This window comes from Streptomyces sp. CMB-StM0423 (assembly GCF_002847285.1).
Classification (GTDB): Bacteria; Actinomycetota; Actinomycetes; order Streptomycetales; family Streptomycetaceae; genus Streptomyces.
Map to the genome: position 1 here is coordinate 7340777 of NZ_CP025407.1, position 19294 is coordinate 7360070.

A 19294-nucleotide genomic window follows, 5' to 3' on the forward strand; every position below is an offset into this window, starting at 1 on the left:
GACGCGACCGGAAGGACGCCCCATGCCCCGCGCCACCCCCCTCGCCGCGGTGATCACAGCCGCCATCGCCCTGCCCCTGCTCGCCGTCGCCCCGCCCGCCGCCGCGGCCCCGGCGGCCCCGGCCGGGACCGCCGCGGAGCGCGCCGAGGCGGCGCCCGCCGCGGGGCCAGCCGGGACCGGCTGGACCCAGGTCTTCGGCGACGAGTTCGGCGCCGCCGCCGTCGACACCGCCAAGTGGAACTTCCGCACCGACGTGAAGGCCAACAGCGCCCAGCGCCCCCAGAACGTCACCCAGTCCGGCGGCGCGCTGCACATCGCGCTGAAGAAGGAGGACCACGCGGGCAAGCAGTTCACCGGCGGCGGCGTCATCTCCAGGAAGCACCTGCGCTACGGCTACTACGAGACCCGCGCCAGGATCAACGACGGCGCCGGCTGGCACACCGCCTTCTGGCTCCAGGCCGGCGACGGCAGCACCACCTTCCCCGCCGAACAGCGCACCGAGATCGACGGCTTCGAGACCGACTCGGTGAACCCGACCAGGACCTCGCACAACGTGCACGGCTGGGTGGGCAGCGGCGTCCACGGCCCGGTCACGTACGGCTCCGGGACGTACGACACCGGTCTCGACCTCAGGCAGTGGCACACCTACGGCATCGACTGGTCCGAGAGCGGCGCGAAGTTCTACGTCGACGGCACCCTCAAGTACACGGCCCCGTACACCCCCGGCCAGTGGATGCACGACTACACCGCCGTCTGGCTCACCAGCATCGCCACCGGCGCGCTGCCCGACGCGAGCAAACTGCCCTCGGCGGCTTCCTTCGACTACGTCCGCTACTGGCAGCGCGACTACTACGTCGACAACGACGGCGCCGCCGCCTACGGCTACTCCACCACCGGTACCTGGCAGCCCAGTTCGCTCACCGGCTGGACCAAGGACTCGCCCGTCTCCTACGGCTGCGCCGCGGGCGCCGAGGCGACGTGGCGGCCCCGGCTGCGGGCGGCCGGCTCGTACGAGGTGTTCATCCGCAAGTCCGTCTCCGCCACCGGCGGCGACCCGGCGGCGAAGGTGACCCTGGACAACGCCGGTGCCGTCACCGCCCGCACGCTCGACGAGCGCTCCGGCAGCCCCGGCTGGGTCTCCCTCGGCACGCAGCCCTACCAGGCCGGCGAGAGCGCGTCGGTGTCGCTCACCGCGAGCGGCACGGGCTGCGCGCACGCCGACGCGGTGAAGTTCGTACGCCGATGAGGCCGGCAGCCGCGCCGCTGACGGACGCCACCGCGTGGCTCGCGCCGTACGGGGTGACGTACGCGCAGCGGCCGTTCGAGGCGGCGGTCGCCGACGTGCCGGACGGCGCGTACGCCTACCCGCCGCTGTTCCGCACCGCGCCCGGCACGTACGCGCTCGTCACCGAGGCCGACGCGGACGGCCGCTACGGCGGCCCCCGGCTCCGCGGCTTCAGCCGCATCGAGGACCTGGCGGCGGGGACGGACATCCGGGTGCGCGTCCGCAGCGTCCGCGGCGACGCGACGAGCGCGTGGTCGGAGTGGACGGAGGTGTCAACGGGCTGAGCGGGGAGACCCGTAGCGGTGTCCCGGCCCGTACCCGGAGGGGACGGGCCGGGATGTACGTGCGTTGCAATGCGGGGCGGATTCCCGTCATACGGGACTGCTCCTCGGAATACGGGCACGGAATCCGTGACCGTTGCGGCGTCGGTGCGGTGCCGTAGGGCGATCCCCGCCGGGGAAGTCCGGGACCCCCGAGCAGGCGACGCGCACGCGGGATCCCGGCTACAGGAAGCGCTCCCGGAGGTCGGGGCGGAGCCAGGCGGCGGGGGAGGAGATGCTGAGGCCGCCGTCCACCGGCAGCACGGCGCCCGTGATGAACGAGGCCGCGGGGGAGGCCAGGAAGTGCACGGCCGCCGCGACCTCCGGCGGGGTGCCCGTACGGCCCAGGGGGTAGCCCTCGGCGACGTGCGCCAGCGGCGGGGTGCCGATCATGCCGGGCGCCACCGCGTTCACGCGGACGCCCCGCGGGCCGTAGTCGAGGGCGAGTTGGCGCACCAGGCCCTCGACGCCCGCCTTCGCCGCCGCGTAGCCGGGCAGCCCGGGGGCGGCGAGGAAGGCGTTCACCGAGGTGACGGCGACGATCGCGGAGCCGGACCGGAGCCGGGGGAGCGCCGCGCGGGCGACGTAGAACGCGGTGTCCAGGGTGGCGGACTGGGCCAGCCGCCACTGCGCGTCGGTGGTCTCGTCGGCCCGCGCCACCGGCTGCGCCGCCGCGGCGAGCACCACGACGTCCAGCCGCCCCAGCGTCTCCGCCGCCGACGTCACGCACCGGGCGGCCTCGGCGGGTTCCGCGCAGTCGGCGGCGACGTACGCGGCGTACGACAGGTGCGCGCACTCCGCAAGACCGCAGCCCGCGACCCGGTCGCCGCCCGCCGCGAACGCGTCGGCCACCGCGCGCCCGATCGCCGAGTCGCCCCCGACGACGAGCACCCCGCGCGCCTGCCCGCTCCCGCCGGGCGCCGCCGTGCCGCCGCCGGCGCCGGCTGCCGGGACCCCGCTCACCGCGCCCCGCCCGCGGCCACCGGCGGCAGCGCCAGCCGCTCCAGGATCCCGTCCAACTGCCCCCGCAGCGCCTCCGTCAGCCCCTTCGCCGGCAGCCGCACCGCCGCGGAGTCGATCACCCCGCGCCGTACCAGCACCTCCTTGTGCACCGCCCAGGCGAACCCCGCCTGCATGCCGAAGCGGATCAGCGGCAGCAGCCGCTCGTACGCCCCGTGCGCCTCCGCCGTACGCTCCGCGGACCACGCGTCCAGCACCGGCCGCAGCGCGTCGGTGAACTCGCACGCCGGCATCGTCCCCACCGCACCCGCGGCCAGCTCCTCCAGCAGGAAGAAGGCGTTCTGCCCGCCGAGCACGTCGAACCCGGCCGGGGCCGCCGCCACCGTCTCCGCGATCTTCGGCACCGTCGGCGGCGACTCGACCTTCACCGAGCCGACCCCGTCGAGCTTGCCGAACTCCGTGATCAGCGGCACCGGCATCGCCACTCCCGTCGTCGCGGCGGCGTCCTGCACCATGACCGGCGCCCCGGCGCGCTCGCCGAGCGCGCCGTAGAAGTCGACGAGCTGCTGCGGGCCGGGCTTCGCGAGGTACGGCGGCAGCACCATCAGCGCGTCCGCGCCGCCCGCGACGGCCTGCCCGCACTGCTCCAGCGCCGTCGCCAGGCTCGTCGGGCTGACCCCGGCCACCACCGGCACGGCGCCGGCGACCACGTCGCGTACGTCCGCGAGGACCGCGTCCCGGTCGGCGGCGGTGAGCGCGAAGCCCTCGCTGGCCATGCCGAAGACCGCCACCCCGTCGGCGCCGGCGAGCAGTTGGAACGCGGTGAGCCGGCGCAGCGAGGGGCGGTCGAGGCTCCCGTCCGGGTGGAAGGGGGTGGCGAGGACGGGGACGAGACCTCGTACGGGCCGGCTCATGCTGTGTCCTTTCGTTCGCCCGGCCGGCCGCGCGGCGGGGCGGTGGTGCCGCCTTGCCGGGGCGGGCCGGGCCGGGGGGCGGTGTGCGGGGCGGGGGCTGCCGGGAGGCGGCCGGGCGGGCCGGTCCCGGCGTCCCTCACCCGGTGATCTCCTGCGCGTGCCGTACGACGAACTCCGCGTCCACCTCTACGCCCAGCCCCGGCCCGGCGGGCAACGGGATGCCGGTGTCCGGGCCGCCGGTGAGCGGGGTGCGCAGGATGCGGCTCGCGACCTGCCAGGTGGTGGGCTGGTACTCGAAGTACGGCATGGCGGCGACCGCGGCGGCGAAGTGCAGCCCCGCGGCGGTGGCGACGCCGAGGCCCGTGGAGTGGTGCGGGGCGACCGGGACGTGGTGGGCGGCGGCCAGCTCGGCGATCGCCAGCGCTTCGGTCAGGCCCGTGCGCCCGGCGTCGGGCTGGGCCAGGGCCAGGGCGCGGCGGCCGAGCCAGTGGGCGAACTCGTAGCGGTTGCGCAGGGCTTCGCCGACCGCGACCGGGAGGTCGAGGCGGCGCTGCAGGTCGCGGTGGCCCTCGACGTCCTCGGGGGCCAGCGGCGCCTCCAGGAACAGCACCCGGCGGCGCCGCTGCAACTCCCGGCCGAGGCGGGCGGCTTCCGCGGGCCCGTACGCCCAGTGCGCGTCGACGGCGACGTGCAGCCGCTCGTCGGCGGTGAGGACGGCGTCGACGGTGGCGAGGTCGGGCTCGACGCCGCGGCCGAGGTGCAGCTTGATCCGGTACGCGCCGCGCCCGGCCCACTCGGCGGCGAGCTTCGCGCGCTCGGCGTCGGTGTCGCGGGGCAGCCCGGAGACGTAGGCGGGCTGGACGGTGCGGAAGGCGCCGCCCAGCAGCTCCGCGACGGGCAGGCCGGCGCGGCGTCCGGCGAGGTCCCACAGGGCGATGTCGACGGCGGCGAGGGCGTCGGCCTGATGGCCCGTCAGGTGGCCGCGCTCGCGCATCAGGTCGCGCAGCCGGTGCCAGGCGGGGCGTACGGCGCCGGCGGGGGTGCCGAGCAGCGCGGGGCGCAGCAGCGTGGCGACGGCCTGGCCCGGGACCTCGGGGCCGACCGGCGCGAGCGCCTCGCCCCAGCCCTCGGCGCCGTCGTCGGCGACGACGCGGACGAGCAGGGTCTCGAAGCGGGCGGAGTAGAGGCTGCGCCAGGGCTCGCGCACCACGTACCCGCGGTCCTCGGTGAGGTCGCTGCCGTCGTCGAGCCGGCCCAGATACGCCTCGTGGTGCGGCAACTTGAGCGCGTAGACGCGCACATCGGCGATGCGGGCCATGCTCACCATCCCTGCTTCGGCAACGGGCTCAGGCGATGGCAGATTCCCACATCATGCAAGCGATATGCAAGAAGTGCATTGGACTTTACGGAAAGGAAAAGGGGACCCGGTGAGCGGCAACACCCCTGAGCCGCCCACCGGGTGATCGTGGGCCCGGCGCCGCGCGTCAGGCGGCCCGTACCAGCCCCATGTACTTCGTCCAGTTCCAGTTGGGGCCGGGGTCGGTATGGGTGGCGCCGGGGACCTCGTTGTGGCCGATGATGTGGTCGCGGGTGCGCGGGATGCCGTAGCGGGTGCAGATCGCGGCGGTCAGTTGCGCCGACCGCCGGTACATCACGTCCGTGAACCAGGCGGGTTTGTCCACCCAGCCCTCGTGCTCGATGCCGATGCTGCGGGTGTTGTAGTTCCAGTTGCCGGCGTGCCAGGCGATGTCCTTCTCCCGGACGAGCTGGGCGATGTAGCCGTCGGCCGAGGCGATGAGGTAGTGCGAGGAGACGTCGCGGCTGGGGTTCTGGAAGATGTCCACGGCGTCCTGGAAGTACTCCTGGGTCACGTGCACGACCACGAAGTCCAGCGGGTACGCGGTCGGGCGGCTGGAGACCGTGTAGTTGGACCCGTCCGCCGGTATCCAGTGCGTCGGGGGGTACTGCGCCGCCTGCGCGGGGGTGGCGGCGAGGCCGCCGAGGCCGGCCGCGGCGGCGGTGGCGGCGGCGCCCTGGATGAGCCGCCTGCGGGGGAGGTTCGCGAAGTCCATGGGGCTCCTGACAGCGGAGGGACATTTGCGCGTACATGACAGTCCGGAATCCATCATGAGGACACGTCAGGCCCGCTGCCAAGACATGGCCGGATATGCCAATGGGCGCACCAAAGGCGGTGGTCGGGGCCGGCGGTACGGGGGAGGCGCCCGGTGCGCGCGGGTCAGCCGGCGACGACCGTGCCCGGCGCCTCCATGACGGCGTCGACCTCGCTCAGCGCGGCTCCGAGCAGCGGCCCCTCGGCGCCGAGCGCCGAGACGGTCAGCCGTACGGTACGGGCCGGGTCGGCGAGCCGGCGGCCCAGCTCGCGTTCGACCGCGGGCACCACCCAGGGTCCGAGTCCTGCGAGCGCGCCGCCCAGCACGACGGTCTCCGGGTCGAGGAGGTTCACGGCGCCGGCGAGCGCGATGCCCAGCGCGCCGCCCGCCTCGCGCAGTGCCGTCCGGACCAGGGCGTCCCCGTCGGCGGCGCGGGCGGCGAGCATGGCGATCCGCGCGCCGGGGCCCGGGTGTTCGGCGCGGGCCCGCGCCGGGTCGATGCCGGAGGCGCGCAGTACGGCCTCCTCGCCGGCGTACTGCTCCAGGCACCCGCGCCCGCCGCAGGCGCACGGGCGGCCCTGGGGGCGTACGGGCACATGGCCCAGTTCCCCGGCGAACCCGTGTGCCCCGCGCAGCAGTTCGCCGTCCATGACGACGGCGGCGCCGATGCCGATCTCGGCGGAGACGAAGAGGAAGTTCCGCCCGGGCCCTGGGGAGCGGCCGTCTCCGGCCGGGAGTTCGGCGGCGGGCTGCTCCACCGGGCCGGGCTCCCCGTCCGCGCCGGTGCCGGGCGGCTCCGCTGCGGTGCGCTCCAGGCGCTGCTCCGCCAGCGCGCCGAGGTTGGCCTCGTTGCCGACGCGGGCGGGCGGGGCGGCCGGGAGAAGGGGGCCGAGGCCGACGCCCTGCCAGCCGAGGTTGGGGGCCCGTACGACGGTCGACTCGTCGCGCGCGATCAGGCCGGGGACGGCGACCGTCAGCCCGGTCGGCGTCAGGCCCTCGCCCCGTACCTCCGCCACGACCTCCTCGATCAGCCCGGCGAGCCGCGCCAGCACCGGTCCCGGCGCGTGGTCGCGGTTCGCGGCGTCGGCGGCGACCCGGGCCCGTACCCGGCCGCGCAGGTCCACCGCGCAGACCGCGAGGTGGTCCACGCCGATCTCGGCGCCGAGGCCGCACGGCCCGCGGTCGTTGAGCGCCAGCGCGCTGCCGGGCCTGCCCACCGTGCCCGGTCGGCCGGGACCCAGCTCCACCAGCAGCCCCGCCCGCAGCAGCTCGTCCACGACGGCCGCGACCCCCGCCCGCGTCATCCCGATCCGCGCCGCGACGGCCGCGCGCGACAGCGGGCCCCCGGCGGCCACGGCGCGCAGGGCCAGGGACAGGTTCCGCTGCCGCAGCGCCTGCTGCGTGCGGGGAGAGGGCGCCGACACGGGCGACTCCTTCTGGCGGTGAACGGGCGGTGGACGGCGGTGATGACTGTCACGTCGGGCTCGGGCACGACGACCCTACGGCCTGTCGGTGCGGTAACGGAGCATGTCCGACAGGCCCGAAACCATTACTTGCGCGGACTGCGCAGAAAATCTTGGTCGTACTGCTTGTTTCGCGCAGGTTACGCGGGCATGATGTGCGTGTCCGAACGGACGTCCACAGCAAAGTCGGAGGAGGATCGGCGTGGATCTTCAGCTCTTGGCGGCGCTCGTGCTCGGTATCGCCACGATCATCGTCATCGTGCTGCGCACCAGGCTCGACGCCTTCGTCGCACTGCTGGTCGCCTCACTGGTGACGGGCTTCGTCGCGGGTGCGCCCGCCACGGAAACCCTTGATTCGATCACCGCGGGCTTCGGCTCGACGCTGGGATCGATCGGCATCGTGATCGGCCTGGGCGTGGGCCTGGGCAAGATCCTGGAGGTCTCCGGCGCCGCGGACGCGCTGGCCAGGATGTTCGTCCGGGCCTTCGGCAAGGGCCGGGAGCCGTGGGCGATGGGCACGACCGGCGCGGTCGTCTCGATCCCGGTGTTCTGCGACTCCGGCTACGTGATCATGAACCCGCTGGCCCGTTCCATAGCCCGCGTGAAACGCGCAGGTTATGTGACGCTCGCGCTCGCGCTGGGCTGCGGCATGACGCTCACCCACCACCTGGTGCCGCCGACGCCTGGCCCGCTGGGCGTGGCCGGCATCCTCGACGCCGAGCTGGGCGCGCTGGTGCTGGCGGGCCTGGCCTTCTCCGTCGTGCTGCTGCCCATCGTGATCGCGTACGCGCGCTGGATGGGCCCGAAGCTGGAGAGCGAGCTCTCGGACGAGGTCCGAGAGGCCGTGTACGGCAAGGCCGCGGTCGCCGCGGGCGTCGGCTCGGGCTCGGCGGGGGCGCCCGCCGACCTGTCCCAGGGCGACTTCGCGGACGAGCCGGAGCCGGAGCGGGACCCGGCAGCCGCCCTCGGCACCCCGCCTCCCGGCGCCAAGCCGCACCGGATGAGCCCCGGACTCGCCACGCTGCCGCTGCTGGTGCCGCTGCTGCTCATCATCGCGAACACCGTGGCCTCCGCGATCGACCAGAACCGCCAGGGCGCGGTCGGCTCCGACGACTACGAGCCCTCGGCCCTGCCGAAGGCCCTGGCCTTCATCGGCAGCCCCGTCGTGGCACTCCTCATCGGCATCGTCCTCGCGGTCTACGTACTGCTGCCCCGCTGGACGACCCGTTCCCAGGTCGGCGGCTGGCTCTCCGAGGCCGCCGCGTCCGCAGGACTCATCATCCTCATCACCGGCGCGGGCGGTGCGCTCGGCCAGGTCCTGCGCGACACCGGCGTGGGTGACGAGCTGGCTGAGGCCATCTCGTCCTGGAGCCTGCCGGGAGTGCTGGTGCCGTTCCTCATAGCCTCGCTGGTGCGGGTCGCCCAGGGCTCCGGCACAGTGGCGATGATCACCGCCGCGTCCGTCACCGCACCGCTCATCGACGGCCTCGGGATATCCGCGCTGCTCGCCGCACTGGCCTGCTGTGCCGGCTCGATGGTCTTCAGCTACTTCAACGACTCCTACTTCTGGGTCGTCACCCGCTTCACCGGTCTCGACGGGATCGCGGCCATCCGCGGCTGGTCGGGCATCACCACCGCCGTGTGGCTCGGCTCCCTGCCGCTGCTGCTGGTCGCGAGCACGTTCATATGAGCGGGCCGGCGAGGGCGCATCCGGCCGGCCGGCGAGCGGCCGTGCTGGTGGCCGCGGACGACCTGACGGGCGCGAACGCCACGGCGGCGGGCTTCGCCCGGGCCGGGCTGCGCGCCGTGACCGTCGGCGCCGACCAGGGTCCCGACGTCCTCGCCGGCCTCGCGGAGCGGTTCGACGCCGTGGTGGTCAGCACCGACAGCCGGCACTGCGCGCCCGCCGAGGCGGCGCGCCGGGTGACCGACGCCGTACGGGCCGGCTGGCCCGCCGAGCTGGTCAGCAACCGCGTCGACTCCACCCTCCGCGGCAACGTCGGCGCCTCCACAGAAGCCCTGCTGGCGGCCGTGCACGCGGCCTCCGGCCGGCGGGCCGTGGCCCTGTGCGCACCGGCCCACCCCGAGGCGGGCCGGCACACCGTGCAGGGCACCCAACTCCTCGACGGCGTCCGGCTGGAGGAGACCGAGCTGGCCCGTGACCCACGCTCGCCCGTGCCCACCTCGGACATCGCGGAGCTGCTGCGCCGCCAGGCCGACCTGCGGATCGCCCGTGTGCCGCTGTCGGTGGTCACCGCCGAGGCCGGGACGCTCCAGGCCCATCTGGACAAGGTCGTCGCCGAGGGCGCCGAGGTGGTCGTCGCCGACGCGCTGACCGTCGAGCACCTGGAGCGCACGGCCGCGGCGGCCGTCGCCGCCGGCGGCGGCGAGATCGTGTGGACCGGCGTCGATTCCGGGCCCGGCTCGGTGGCGCTGGCCCGCGCGCTCGGCATCACCGGCCGCGCCGCGGGTGCCCCGGTGCTCGCCGTCTCCGGCTCCGCCACCACGCTGACCCGCACCCAGCTCGCCCGGCTGCGGGCCGTCGAGCCGGTGCGCGTCGTCCGCCCCGTCACCGCACCCGGCTCGCCCGTCCCCGAGGCCGCCGCCACCGCCGAGGCGCTGGCGGCGGAGCTGGCCGCCGCGGGCCCCGGCGAGGTCGTGCTGCTCGCGACCGTGCTGGAGGACGCCGACGTCGTCGCCCTCGACCCCGCGGACGCGGCCCGGCTCCCGTCGGAGCTGGCCCGCACGGTCCGTACCGCCTTGGAACGGCAGCCCGTCGACGGCCTCTTCGCCACCGGCGGCGACGTCTCCGCCGCCCTCTTCGCCGCGCTCGGCGCGGCCGGGCTCGACGTCGAGGAGGAACTGGAGCCGCTGGCGGTCGCTGGCAGCTTCGTCGGCGGCGACTGGGCCGGATTGCCGGTCGTCACCAAGGGCGGCCTGATCGGCGGCGCCGACACCACCGCCGCCTGCGTCGCACACCTGCGCCGCGCCGCGGCCGTCGCCCGGCGGCACGTTCCGGCCGCCGGAAGACGTTGACCCCGTGTCCCCGGCCACCCAGAGCAGACTGTGAACCCGTGAACCCTGTGCACACCGACCGGCCCGAGGAGTTCGGGCCGACCGCACCCCACCGGACGGCGGACGCACCGCGCCGCCGCACCACGAGGAGGAACCACCGATGACCCGCCCCGTCCTCGCCGTCACCCTGGGCGACCCCGTCGGGATCGGCCCGGAGATCACGGCGCGCACCCTCGCCGAGGTCGCCGGGCAGACCGGGCACCACGGCATCGCCGTCGGCGACGCCGAGGCGCTGCGCCGCGGCGCCCGCGCCGCCGGGCTGGACACCGAGGTGCGCGCGGTGAGCGGCTTCGACGCCGAGCCCGCGGGCCCCGGCGTCATCGACGTCTTCGACACCGGCGAACTCGGCGCGGACGTACCGGAGTGGGGCAAGGTCGACGCCCGCGCGGGCCGCGCCGCCGTCACCGCCATCGAGGTCGCCACCCGCGCCGCGCTCGACGGCAAGGTCTCCGGGATCGTCACGGGCCCCATCAACAAGGAGGCCATCTGGAAGGCCGGCTCGAAGCACCTCGGCCACACCGAGATGCTCGGCGAGCTGACCGGCGTGACCCGTCAGGACACCATGTTCGTCGTGCGCAACACCGCGGTCGAAGGCCACCACCTGCGCATCTTCTTCACCACCCGGCACGTTGCGCTGCGCACCGCGCTCGACCAGATCACCGCGGAGCGCGTCGGCAAGTCGATCCGCGAGGCCGTCACCGCGCTGCAGGTCTTCGGCACCGAGGCACCGCGGCTGGCCGTCGCCGCGATCAACCCGCACGGCGGTGAGAACGGCGCGTTCGGCGACGAGGAGATCGTGCACATCGCCCCCGCCGTCGAGGCGGCCCGCGCCGAGGGCCTGGACGTCAGCGGGCCCGTCCCCGCGGACTCGGTCTTCCACCAGGGCCTCGTCGGCCGCTACGACGGGGTGCTGTCCCACTTCCACGACCAGGGCCACATCCCCGCCAAGACCTACGACTTCGACGGCACCATCTCCGTCACCGTCGGGCTGCCGATCCTGCGCACGTCCGTCGACCACGGCACGGCCTTCGATATCGCGGGCACCGGCCGCGCCGATCACGGCACAATGCTCTCGGCGTATCTCGCGGGCGTGGACTACAGCCCGTTCGCGGACCGGATCCGCCGGACGTACGGCTGACCCACCCCGCCCGCCGCGGGACCCGCCGCGGCGGGCGGACACGACAGACGGAGGCACGTGTGGCCCACCCGACGGCGCGACGCGGCACGCGCGAGCGGCACGAAGCCCTGCTGCGGCTGCTCCGCGAAGGCACCACGCAGGTGGAGGAGCTGGCCGCGGCGCTCGCCGTGTCGCCGTCGACCGTACGGCGCGACCTGGGGCGGCTCACCGAGGGCGGCCGGGTGACGCGCACCTACGGCGGCGCGGTGGTGCCCGAGGCGTTCCCCGAGCGGCCGGTGGGGGAGAGCGCGCTCGTCCGGCTGCACGCGAAGGCCGCGATCGCGGAGGCCGCGCTCGCGCTGGTGCCGGAGAATGGCGCGGTGTTCGTCGACGCGGGCACCACGTGCGCGGCGCTGGCCCGCCAGTTGCTCGACGCCGACGCGCACGCGGGCGGCAGCGTCGTGGTCACCCGCGGCCTGGAGACCGCGCAACTGCTCGCCGGGGCGCCCGACATCGACGTGGTGATGCTCGGCGGCAGCGTGCGCCCGCTGAGCCACGGGCTGGTCGGACCGCTCACCGACCTGGCGCTGGACCGGCTGTCGTTCTCGGTGGCCTTCCTCGGCGCCGACGCGGTCGACCCCGAACGCGGCGTCGGCGAGCCGACGCTGGAGGAGACGGCGGTCAAGGAGCGCGTCGCCGCCCGGGCGCACCACGTCGTGGTCCTGGCCGACGCGACGAAGCTGGCCGTCGACGACGCCCCGGCCTGGACCCGGCTGCCCCGGGGCTGGACGCTGGTGACCGACGCGGAGGCGCCGGACGACCTGGCGGAACGCTGCGCGGCGGCGGGTGTGACGCTCGTCCGCGCGGGCTGATCCGCCGCGCCGGTACGCGGCCGCCGTCCTCGCGTACGCGGCGCAGGGGCGGTGCTCCGGCACCGCCTGGCCCGAGCCGCCGCCCCGCCCCGGCCGGCCCGTACGCCCCTCAGCCCGCCCGGCGCAGCAGCGCGCCCGCGTCCGCGAGCACCGCGCCGATCCGCTCCAGCGTCGCGTCGTCCCGCTCCAGCGGCTCGTACGTGCGCCCCTCCGCCGTGGACCAGCGCCGGGCCACCGCCGCGGGGTCCTCGTCCAGCAGCAGCCCCGCCGCCTGCGCCGCGGCGCCGAGGGCGACCAGCTCCTGCGCCCGCGGCACCTGCACCGCCCGCCCCGACAGCCGCCGCACCGTCTCCCGCCACGCCGCGCCCTGCGCCCCGCCGCCGATGAGCAGCAGCGGCGCGCCGGGGTCGGCGTCGGGCCCCGAGACCTCCGCCAGCGCCGTCAGCAGCGCGTGCACCGCGCCGTCGTACGCGGCCTGGAGCACCTGCCCCGGGGTGGTGTCGTGGCGCAGCCCGTGGACGAGGCCGGAGGCGTGCGGCAGGTCGGGGGTGCGCTCGCCGTCGAGGAACGGCAGCACGACGGCCGTGCCGCCGGGCCGCACCTCCTCGCGGTAGCGGCCGAGGAGCGCGGCGATCCGGTCCACGGCCTGCGTGCAGTTGAGGGTGCAGGCCAGCGGCAGCCAGTCGCCGCGCGCGTCGGCGAAGCCGGCGACGGTGCCGGTGGGGTCGGCGGGACGGTGCGCGGAGACGGCGTAGACAGTGCCGGAGGTGCCGAGGCTGAGCACCGGCTGCCCGGCGGTGAGGCCCAGGCCCAGGGCGGCGGCCATGTTGTCGCCGGTGCCGGGGGCGACGAGGGCGCCGCGGGGCACGGGCAGGCCGTCGGCGTGTACCGTGCCGGCCGCCTCGCCCGGCCGCAGCACGCGCGGCAGCCGGTCGGGAGAGAGGCTTACGTGCTCCAGCGTCGCGCTGTCGTACGTCTCCGTCGCGGCGTCCCACCAGCCGGTGCCCGAGGCGTCGCCGCGGTCGGTGACGGCCTCGCCGGTGAGCCGTTCGGTGAGGTAGTCGTGCGGCAGCCGGACGGCCGCGGTCGCGGCGGCGGAGTCCGGCTCCTCCTCGGTGAGCCAGGCCCACTTGGTGACGGTGAAGGAGGCGACCGGCACGCTGCCGGTGCGCTCCGCCCAGCCCTTCGGCCCGCCCAGCTCCGTGACCAGCCGGTCGCGCTGGGCGGCGGAGCGCACATCGTTCCAGAGCAGCGCGGGCCGTACCGGACGCCCGTCGGCGTCCAGCGTCACCAGCCCGTGCTGCTGCGCGCCCACCGCGATGGCCGCCGCCTCGCGGGCCGGGGGCCCGCAGGCGGCCAGCGCGGCGCCGAGTGCCTCCCACCACTGCTCAGGATCGCTCTCCCGCCGGCCGCCGGTGCTGACGACGTGCGCGGCCTGGCCGTGCGCCACCACCTGCCCGGTCTCGCTGTCGACGACCAGCGCCTTGGTGGACTGCGTCGAGCTGTCGACGCCGATGACGAGGGGCCCCATGCTGTGTCCTCCGCGACTCGTGGGCCGGCTCTTCCCTCCGACCCGGTCGGCATCCTATTTTGTAAAGCGGCCTTACGAAATAGATCCGCCGAAGGAGCCGTCATGTCGTATACCCCGACCCCCGAGGACAAGTTCAGCTTCGGCCTGTGGACCGTCGGCTGGCAGGGCCGCGACCCCTTCGGCGAGGCGACCCGCGAGCCGCTCGACCCGGTCGAGAGCGTCCGCCGACTGGCGGACCTCGGGGCGTACGGCGTCACGTTCCACGACGACGACCTCATCCCCTTCGGCGCCTCGGAGACGGAGCGCGAGTCGCACGTCAAGCGCTTCCGGCAGGCGCTCGACGCCACCGGCATGGCCGTCCCGATGGCCACCACCAACCTCTTCACCCACCCCGTCTTCAAGGACGGCGGCTTCACCGCCAACGACCGCGACGTGCGCCGTTTCGCGCTGCGCAAGACCATCCGCAACATCGACCTCGCGGTGGAGCTGGGCGCGCGGATCTACGTCGCGTGGGGCGGGCGCGAGGGCGCGGAGTCCGGCGCGGCCAAGGACGTGCGCGCCGCGCTCGACCGGATGAAGGAGGCGTTCGACCTCCTCGGCGAGTACATCACCGGCCAGGGCTACGACCTGAAGTTCGCCATCGAGCCGAAGCCCAACGAGCCGCGCGGCGACATCCTGCTGCCCACCGTCGGGCACGCGCTGGCCTTCATCGAGCGGCTGGAGCGCCCGGAGCTGTACGGGGTCAACCCCGAGGTCGGCCACGAGCAGATGGCCGGGCTCAACTACCCGCACGCCATCGCGCAGGCGCTGTGGTCGGGCAAGCTGTTCCACCTGGACCTGAACGGGCAGAACGGCATCAAGTACGACCAGGACCTGCGCTTCGGCGCGGGCGACCTGCGCGCGGCGTTCTGGCTCGTGGACCTGCTGGAGACCGGCGGCTACACCGGCCCGCGGCACTTCGACTTCAAGCCGCCGCGCACCGAGGACAAGGAAGGGGTGTGGGCGTCGGCCGCGGGCTGCATGCGCAACTACCTCATCCTCAAGGAGCGCGCCGCGGCCTTCCGCGCCGACCCCGCGGTGCAGGAGGCGCTGCGCGCCTCGCGCCTGGACGAGCTGACGCAGCCCACCGCGGACGACTCCGGCCTCGCCGGGCTGCTCGCGGACCGGGGCGCGTACGAGGACTTCGACCCGGAGGCGGCGGCGCGGCACGGGATGGCCTTCGAGCACCTGGACCAGTTGGCGATGGACCACCTCCTGGGCGTCTGACCTGAGTAGGGCGTACGGGCCGCGCCGCCGGGAGCCGCAACGGACCCCGGCGACCGGCCCGTACGCCCGCAGACCACTGCACGGCCCTTTTCGCCTCCAGACCCCCGCACGGCCTGTACGCCCGCAGACCGGTGCACGCCCGTACGCCCTACCGAATCCGTGTAAGTCACCGCACGTCCCCCGCACCCCCGCCCTAGGGTAGGCCGCCCCTCCGACAACGCCGGGTGCACACCCGCGGGCGGCAGGCTGGCTCCGGCCCCGGGCGGCCATCGGTCGGGTACGGGTCCTGCCGCCGCCCGCAGGCCGGCCGCGGCCCTCTGACCGGCGGGGGAGTGTCGCAACCCTGTCACGAGCCCGGCGGAGCCATCCCTTCCGCCGCCACCGCGGGCGAAGCTGGGCCCATGAGTTACCCGCCGCCCGCAGACGCCCCGCCGCCGGACCACACGCCCCCGCTCGGCAGCAGCACCCAGCACTGGCCCGCCCCGCCCCCGCCGCCCGACGGCAGCAAGAAGCGGTGGCTCGCGGCGGCCGCGGCGGTCGTGGTGCTCGCCGGTGGCGCCGGCCTGACGTACGCGCTCGTCAGCGGCGGTGACGACGACGAAGGGACGTGCGCCTGCAAGCCGCCGCCGAGCGAGAGTCCCTCCGCCAGTGCCGACGACCCCAAGCTCCCCGACGACATCCCGACCGAGCTGCTGCCCAGCGGTCTGGACCCCGAGGATCTGCCCAGCGGCCTGAACCCGGAGGACATCCCCACCGAGCTGCTGCCCAGCGACCTCGACCTCGACGACCTGCCCAGCGGCCTGAGCCCCGAGGACATCCCCACGGAGCTGCTGCCGGAAGGGATCTCCTAGCCGCCGCGGGGCGCGCCGCCGGCCGCCGTAGGATCGATCATCATGACGACCCGGGCGGAGACCGTACGGCGAGCCGAGCGGCACGAGTTGACGTATGGCGGGCGCCGCCGGCGCTTCCTGCTGCTACGGCCGGACCCGGGCCCGCGTTACCGTCCCGCGCCGCTCGTCGTCGACCTGCACCCCAGCGGCCTCGGCCCCGCCGCCCAGCTCCGCGGCAGCGGCCTCGGCGAGCTGACCGCGCGCGGATACGCCGTCGCGGCGCCGCAGGGCGCGCTGCCCTACCGGGGCGGCTGGGCCTGGTCCCTGCCCGGGGTGCCGCTGGCGGGGGAGGAGCGGATACGGGACGAGGCCGCCGACGTCGACGACGTCGGCTTCCTCGCCGCGCTGCTCGACACCCTCGACGGCATGCTCCCCCTCGACCCCGCGCGCCGCCACCTCTCCGGCTTCTCCGGCGGCGCCCGCCTCGCGAGTCACGCCGCAGTCGCCTTCGGCGACCGCCTCGCGTCGGTCGCGTGCGTCGGGGGCGTACGCCGCCCGGGCGGCCCCGGCGACACCGCACCGCCGCTGCTCGCCGTCCACGGGCTGCGGGACGACACCAACCCGTACCGCGGTGCGGCCGGACCCCGCTGGGACGAGTCCGTGCCCCACGCCGTCGCCCGCTGGGCCGGAGCCGCGGGCTGCGCGGCGGAGCCGGTACGGACCGAACCCGCGCCCGGCGTCACGGAGTTCCGCCACCGCGACGCCGCGGGCCGCGGGCCCGTACGCCTCGTCGCCGTCGCGTCCCTGGGCCACGCCTGGCCGGGCACCCCCGACCCGCTGCTCGGCGGGCACGTCAGCGGTACGGGCAGCGACGCGTACGACGCCTCGGCGGCCGTACGCGACTTCTTCGACGAGTTCGGCGGCGAAGAGCCCGGCGGCGAACCGCCCGCGCCCTGACCCGGACGGCACCCCGGCAGCACTCAGCCCCGGGACCGCAGCAGACCGGCCCCCGGCAGCCGCCGAAACCGCCCTACAGCTCCGCGACCTCCGCCGCCGCCGGGTCCAGCACCCGCGCCAGGAACGTCCGCGTCCGCCGGTGCTGCGGGTTGCCGATCACCTGCTCCGGCACCCCCTGCTCCACGATGGCGCCCTCGTCCATGAACACCACCCGGTCCGCCACCTCCCGCGCGAAGCTCATCTCGTGCGTGACCACCAGCATCGTCATGCCCTCGTCCGCGAGGTGCCGCATCACCGCGAGCACATCGCCGACCAGCTCCGGGTCGAGCGCGGACGTCGGCTCGTCGAAGAGCATCAGCTCCGGCTCCATCGACAGCGCCCGCGCGATCGCCACCCGCTGCTGCTGCCCGCCGGACAACTGCGCGGGATACGACTTCTCCTTGTCCGTCAGCCCCACCCGCACCAGGTTGGCCCGCGCGACCTCCTCCGCGGCCGACCGGCTGCGGCCGAGCACCCGCCGCTGCGCGATGGTCAGGTTGTCCAGCACCGTGAGATGCGGGAAGAGGTTGAACGACTGGAAGACCATGCCGATCCGGCGCCGCACCCGGTCGATGTCGACGTCCGGGTCGGTGACTTCGGCGCCGGCCACGGTGATCCGCCCCGCGCTCGGCTCCTCCAGCATGTTCACGCAGCGCAGCAGCGTCGACTTGCCGGAGCCCGAGGGGCCGATGACGCACACCACCTCGCCGCGCGCGACCGTCAGGTCGATGCCGCCGAGCACCTCCAGGTCGCCGAAGGACTTGTGCAGCCCGTCGACGCTGATGGCCGGTGCCCCCGGGGCGGCCTTGTCCCCCGCCTTGTCCAGTGTGGTCACCGGGCCTTCGCCGCCTTCGCCTCTAGCCGCCGGACGACGTGCCCGAGGGGGATGGTGATGATGAGGTAGCACAGCCCCGCGACGAGGATCGGCGTCAGGCTCAGATTGTCGTTGAGCGCATCGCGACCGAACTTCGTCAGCTCCTGCTCGTCCACGGTCAGCCCCAGCACGTAGACGAGCGAGGAGTCCTTGGTGAGCAGGATCAGCTCGTTCGTCAGCGGCGGCAGCACGATGCGGAACGCCTGCGGGATCACGATCGTGATCATCGCCCGCGTCTGCGACATGCCCAGCGACCTGGCCGCCTCCACCTGCCCCTTCGGCACGGCCTGGATACCCGCGCGGATGGTCTCCGCCATGTACGCGGCGCCGACCAGGCCGAGCGCGAGCATCGTGGTGAGCAGCAGGTTGATGTTCACCTTGAAGGCCAGCGGCACGCCGTAGCCCAGGGCGATGAACACCAGCAGCGCGGGCACGCCGCGGAAGAGTTCGATGTACGCGGTCGCCAGCCACCGGTTCGGCGGCACCGACGACAGCTTCATCAGCGCCAGCAGCAGCCCGAGCGCCAGCCCGAAGACGAAGCCGAGCGCCGTGTACGTGACGGTGTTGACGAGCGCGGTGGTGATGACGTCGGGGAACTGGTTCTCCGCGACGTCGAGGTTGAAGAACGCGTCCTTGACCTCGCCCCAGTCGGCGAGCAGGCCGACCGCGACGACCGCGGCGAGCAGCACCCCGTACTGCGCGCCGCGCGCCACCTTCACCCGCTGACGCCGCGTCAGGGACCGGCGCCCCGCGGCCTTGTTGCCGGGATCGTCGGGCTCTTTCACTGGGGCGCCTCGCCGAACCACTTCTGGTAGATCTTGTCGTACGTGCCGTCGTCCTTCGCCTTGGCGAGAACGTCGTTGATCACCTTCAGCAGTTCCTTGTTGTCCTGGCCGACGCCGATGCCGTACTGCTCGCCGGTGTCGAACTCGGTGGAGACCTCGAAGTCCGGCCGGTCCTTCACCCAGTCGTAGAGCACGCCGTTGTCGTTGATCGCGGCCGGGATCTGGCCGCCCTCCAGCGCCTGCAACTGCAGCCCGAGGTCCTCGTAGTCCTTGATCTCGGCGCCCTCGGCGTTCTCCCGCGCGTACATCTGGCCGGTGGTGTCCATCTGCGCGCCGAGCTTCTTGCCCTTCAGCGCCTCCAGCGAGTCGATGCCGGAGCCCTTCTTCACCACCAGCGCCTGGGTGGCGTCGAAGTACGGGTCGGAGAAGGCGAACTTCTTCTTCCGCTCCTCCGTGATGGTCATGCCGGCCGCGGACAGGTCGCACTTGTTGGAGGCGAACACCGCCCCGGACTCGATGCCTTCGAAGGGCGTGTCGATGACTTCCTGCTTGACGTCGAGCTCTTTCGCGACGAGGTCGATCAGCTCGATGTCGAAGCCGACGATGTCGCCGCTCTTCTTGTCCTGGTACTCGAAGGGCTCGTACGGCAGGCCGGTGCAGTTGAGCAACTTCCCGTTCTCGACGAGCGATACCTCGCCGCTCTGCCCGGACTTCTCGGTGCTGCTGCACCCGGCAAGGAGCACGGCCGCCGCGCCGATGGCTATGAGCGGCAGCGGGGGGCGGTACGACACGATGCCTCCTGGGCAGGTCGGCGCAAGTGATGTGCTGCTGGGACTGCGCATCCTGCCACCGGTCTACGCGCGTGTCGCCGCCCCGGTCATTGCGAGCATGTAAC

At 74.6% G+C, this 19294-nt stretch carries 18 protein-coding genes; 9 read left to right on the plus strand and 9 right to left on the minus strand.

Annotated features, from left to right (window positions below; translation table 11 throughout):
• Positions 1 to 22 precede the first annotated feature (22 nt).
• The gene (locus tag CXR04_RS31920; RefSeq protein ID WP_101425682.1) at positions 23 to 1246 is read left to right on the plus strand and encodes a glycoside hydrolase family 16 protein; all 1224 of its coding nucleotides are present in this window, start codon (positions 23 to 25) and stop codon (positions 1244 to 1246) included.
• A complete protein-coding gene (locus CXR04_RS36235) occupies positions 1243 to 1569 on the plus strand; it encodes a hypothetical protein (RefSeq protein WP_234380587.1) in 327 nt (108 codons plus the stop codon). Before CXR04_RS31920 ends, CXR04_RS36235 begins: the two co-directional genes overlap by 4 nt.
• A 219-nt stretch (positions 1570 to 1788) precedes the next feature.
• Here CXR04_RS36235 and CXR04_RS31930 read toward each other — a convergent pair whose 3' ends face one another.
• The 5 genes from CXR04_RS31930 to CXR04_RS31950 all read right to left on the minus strand — a co-directional run bounded on the left by CXR04_RS31930 (position 1789) and on the right by CXR04_RS31950 (position 7014).
• Positions 1789 to 2568, minus strand: a complete 780-nt coding sequence (locus CXR04_RS31930; protein WP_101425683.1) for an SDR family NAD(P)-dependent oxidoreductase — start codon at positions 2566 to 2568, stop codon at positions 1789 to 1791.
• Positions 2565 to 3479: a dihydrodipicolinate synthase family protein gene (locus CXR04_RS36240; RefSeq protein ID WP_101425684.1), complete on the minus strand. Its 915-nt coding sequence runs from the start codon at positions 3477 to 3479 to the stop codon at positions 2565 to 2567. The genes CXR04_RS31930 and CXR04_RS36240 overlap by 4 nt, the downstream gene beginning before the upstream one ends.
• Before the next feature lie 136 nt (positions 3480 to 3615).
• A complete protein-coding gene (locus tag CXR04_RS31940) occupies positions 3616 to 4797 on the minus strand; it encodes a mandelate racemase/muconate lactonizing enzyme family protein (RefSeq protein WP_101425685.1) in 1182 nt (393 codons plus the stop codon).
• Between the two features lie 166 nt (positions 4798 to 4963).
• Positions 4964 to 5551 (minus strand): N-acetylmuramoyl-L-alanine amidase, encoded by a 588-nt coding sequence (locus tag CXR04_RS31945; RefSeq protein ID WP_101425686.1) that lies wholly within the window; start codon positions 5549 to 5551, stop codon positions 4964 to 4966.
• A 164-nt stretch (positions 5552 to 5715) separates the two neighbouring features.
• On the minus strand, positions 5716 to 7014 hold the full coding sequence (locus CXR04_RS31950; protein ID WP_101425687.1) for an ROK family transcriptional regulator: 1299 nt from the start codon (positions 7012 to 7014) through the stop codon (positions 5716 to 5718).
• 241 nt (positions 7015 to 7255) lie between these two features.
• Here CXR04_RS31950 and CXR04_RS31955 point away from each other — a divergent pair, with 241 nt between their 5' ends.
• The 4 genes from CXR04_RS31955 (at position 7256) to CXR04_RS31970 (ending at position 12117) form a co-directional block, all read left to right on the plus strand.
• Positions 7256 to 8743: a GntP family permease gene (locus tag CXR04_RS31955; RefSeq protein WP_234380589.1), complete on the plus strand. Its 1488-nt coding sequence runs from the start codon at positions 7256 to 7258 to the stop codon at positions 8741 to 8743.
• Positions 8740 to 10089, plus strand: coding sequence for a four-carbon acid sugar kinase family protein (locus CXR04_RS31960; protein ID WP_101425688.1), 1350 nt, complete (start codon positions 8740 to 8742; stop codon positions 10087 to 10089). The genes CXR04_RS31955 and CXR04_RS31960 overlap by 4 nt, the downstream gene beginning before the upstream one ends.
• A 139-nt stretch (positions 10090 to 10228) precedes the next feature.
• Positions 10229 to 11266, plus strand: a complete 1038-nt coding sequence (gene pdxA / locus CXR04_RS31965) for a 4-hydroxythreonine-4-phosphate dehydrogenase PdxA (RefSeq protein ID WP_101425689.1) — start codon at positions 10229 to 10231, stop codon at positions 11264 to 11266.
• 59 nt (positions 11267 to 11325) lie between these two features.
• The gene (locus tag CXR04_RS31970) at positions 11326 to 12117 is read left to right on the plus strand and encodes a DeoR/GlpR family DNA-binding transcription regulator (protein ID WP_101425690.1); all 792 of its coding nucleotides are present in this window, start codon (positions 11326 to 11328) and stop codon (positions 12115 to 12117) included.
• A 109-nt stretch (positions 12118 to 12226) separates the two neighbouring features.
• On the opposite strand, the gene xylB is transcribed toward CXR04_RS31970, so the two are convergent.
• Positions 12227 to 13648 (minus strand): xylulokinase, encoded by a 1422-nt coding sequence (gene xylB / locus CXR04_RS31975; protein WP_101425691.1) that lies wholly within the window; start codon positions 13646 to 13648, stop codon positions 12227 to 12229.
• Between the two features lie 102 nt (positions 13649 to 13750).
• Between xylB and xylA the strand changes: the two genes are divergently transcribed.
• From xylA to CXR04_RS31990, 3 genes are all read left to right on the plus strand, one after another.
• Positions 13751 to 14914 carry a xylose isomerase gene (gene xylA, locus CXR04_RS31980; protein ID WP_101425692.1) on the plus strand — a complete coding sequence of 388 codons (1164 nt, stop codon included), beginning with the start codon at positions 13751 to 13753 and terminating at the stop codon, positions 14912 to 14914.
• 401 nt (positions 14915 to 15315) lie between these two features.
• Positions 15316 to 15765, plus strand: coding sequence for a hypothetical protein (locus CXR04_RS31985; RefSeq protein WP_234380590.1), 450 nt, complete (start codon positions 15316 to 15318; stop codon positions 15763 to 15765).
• 42 nt (positions 15766 to 15807) lie between these two features.
• Positions 15808 to 16701, plus strand: a complete 894-nt coding sequence (locus tag CXR04_RS31990; RefSeq protein ID WP_101425693.1) for an alpha/beta hydrolase family esterase — start codon at positions 15808 to 15810, stop codon at positions 16699 to 16701.
• 73 nt (positions 16702 to 16774) lie between these two features.
• Here CXR04_RS31990 and CXR04_RS31995 read toward each other — a convergent pair whose 3' ends face one another.
• From CXR04_RS31995 to CXR04_RS32005, 3 genes are read right to left on the minus strand one after another with little or no spacing between them, the layout of a single operon-like run.
• Positions 16775 to 17566 carry an amino acid ABC transporter ATP-binding protein gene (locus CXR04_RS31995; RefSeq protein WP_101426708.1) on the minus strand — a complete coding sequence of 264 codons (792 nt, stop codon included), beginning with the start codon at positions 17564 to 17566 and terminating at the stop codon, positions 16775 to 16777.
• Positions 17567 to 17571: 5 nt separating this feature from the next.
• Entirely contained in the window at positions 17572 to 18399 is an 828-nt protein-coding gene (locus tag CXR04_RS32000) for an amino acid ABC transporter permease (RefSeq protein ID WP_101425694.1), read from the minus strand.
• Positions 18396 to 19190 carry a basic amino acid ABC transporter substrate-binding protein gene (locus CXR04_RS32005; RefSeq protein ID WP_101425695.1) on the minus strand — a complete coding sequence of 265 codons (795 nt, stop codon included), beginning with the start codon at positions 19188 to 19190 and terminating at the stop codon, positions 18396 to 18398. The genes CXR04_RS32000 and CXR04_RS32005 overlap by 4 nt, the downstream gene beginning before the upstream one ends.
• Positions 19191 to 19294: the final 104 nt, after the last annotated feature.

What these genes read in the sequence shown, in the direction of transcription:
- CXR04_RS31920 (WP_101425682.1), top strand. Translation starts at nt 23, where the DNA reads ATGCCCCGCGCCACCCCCCTCGCCGCGGTGATCACAGCCGCCATCGCC.
- CXR04_RS36235 (WP_234380587.1), top strand. Translation starts at nt 1,243, where the DNA reads ATGAGGCCGGCAGCCGCGCCGCTGACGGACGCCACCGCGTGGCTCGCG.
- CXR04_RS36240 (WP_101425684.1), bottom strand. Translation starts at nt 3,479, where the DNA reads ATGAGCCGGCCCGTACGAGGTCTCGTCCCCGTCCTCGCCACCCCCTTC.
- CXR04_RS31940 (WP_101425685.1), bottom strand. Translation starts at nt 4,797, where the DNA reads ATGGCCCGCATCGCCGATGTGCGCGTCTACGCGCTCAAGTTGCCGCAC.
- CXR04_RS31945 (WP_101425686.1), bottom strand. Translation starts at nt 5,551, where the DNA reads ATGGACTTCGCGAACCTCCCCCGCAGGCGGCTCATCCAGGGCGCCGCC.
- CXR04_RS31960 (WP_101425688.1), top strand. Translation starts at nt 8,740, where the DNA reads ATGAGCGGGCCGGCGAGGGCGCATCCGGCCGGCCGGCGAGCGGCCGTG.
- pdxA (WP_101425689.1), top strand. Translation starts at nt 10,229, where the DNA reads ATGACCCGCCCCGTCCTCGCCGTCACCCTGGGCGACCCCGTCGGGATC.
- xylB (WP_101425691.1), bottom strand. Translation starts at nt 13,648, where the DNA reads ATGGGGCCCCTCGTCATCGGCGTCGACAGCTCGACGCAGTCCACCAAG.
- xylA (WP_101425692.1), top strand. Translation starts at nt 13,751, where the DNA reads ATGTCGTATACCCCGACCCCCGAGGACAAGTTCAGCTTCGGCCTGTGG.
- CXR04_RS31985 (WP_234380590.1), top strand. Translation starts at nt 15,316, where the DNA reads ATGAGTTACCCGCCGCCCGCAGACGCCCCGCCGCCGGACCACACGCCC.
- CXR04_RS31990 (WP_101425693.1), top strand. Translation starts at nt 15,808, where the DNA reads ATGACGACCCGGGCGGAGACCGTACGGCGAGCCGAGCGGCACGAGTTG.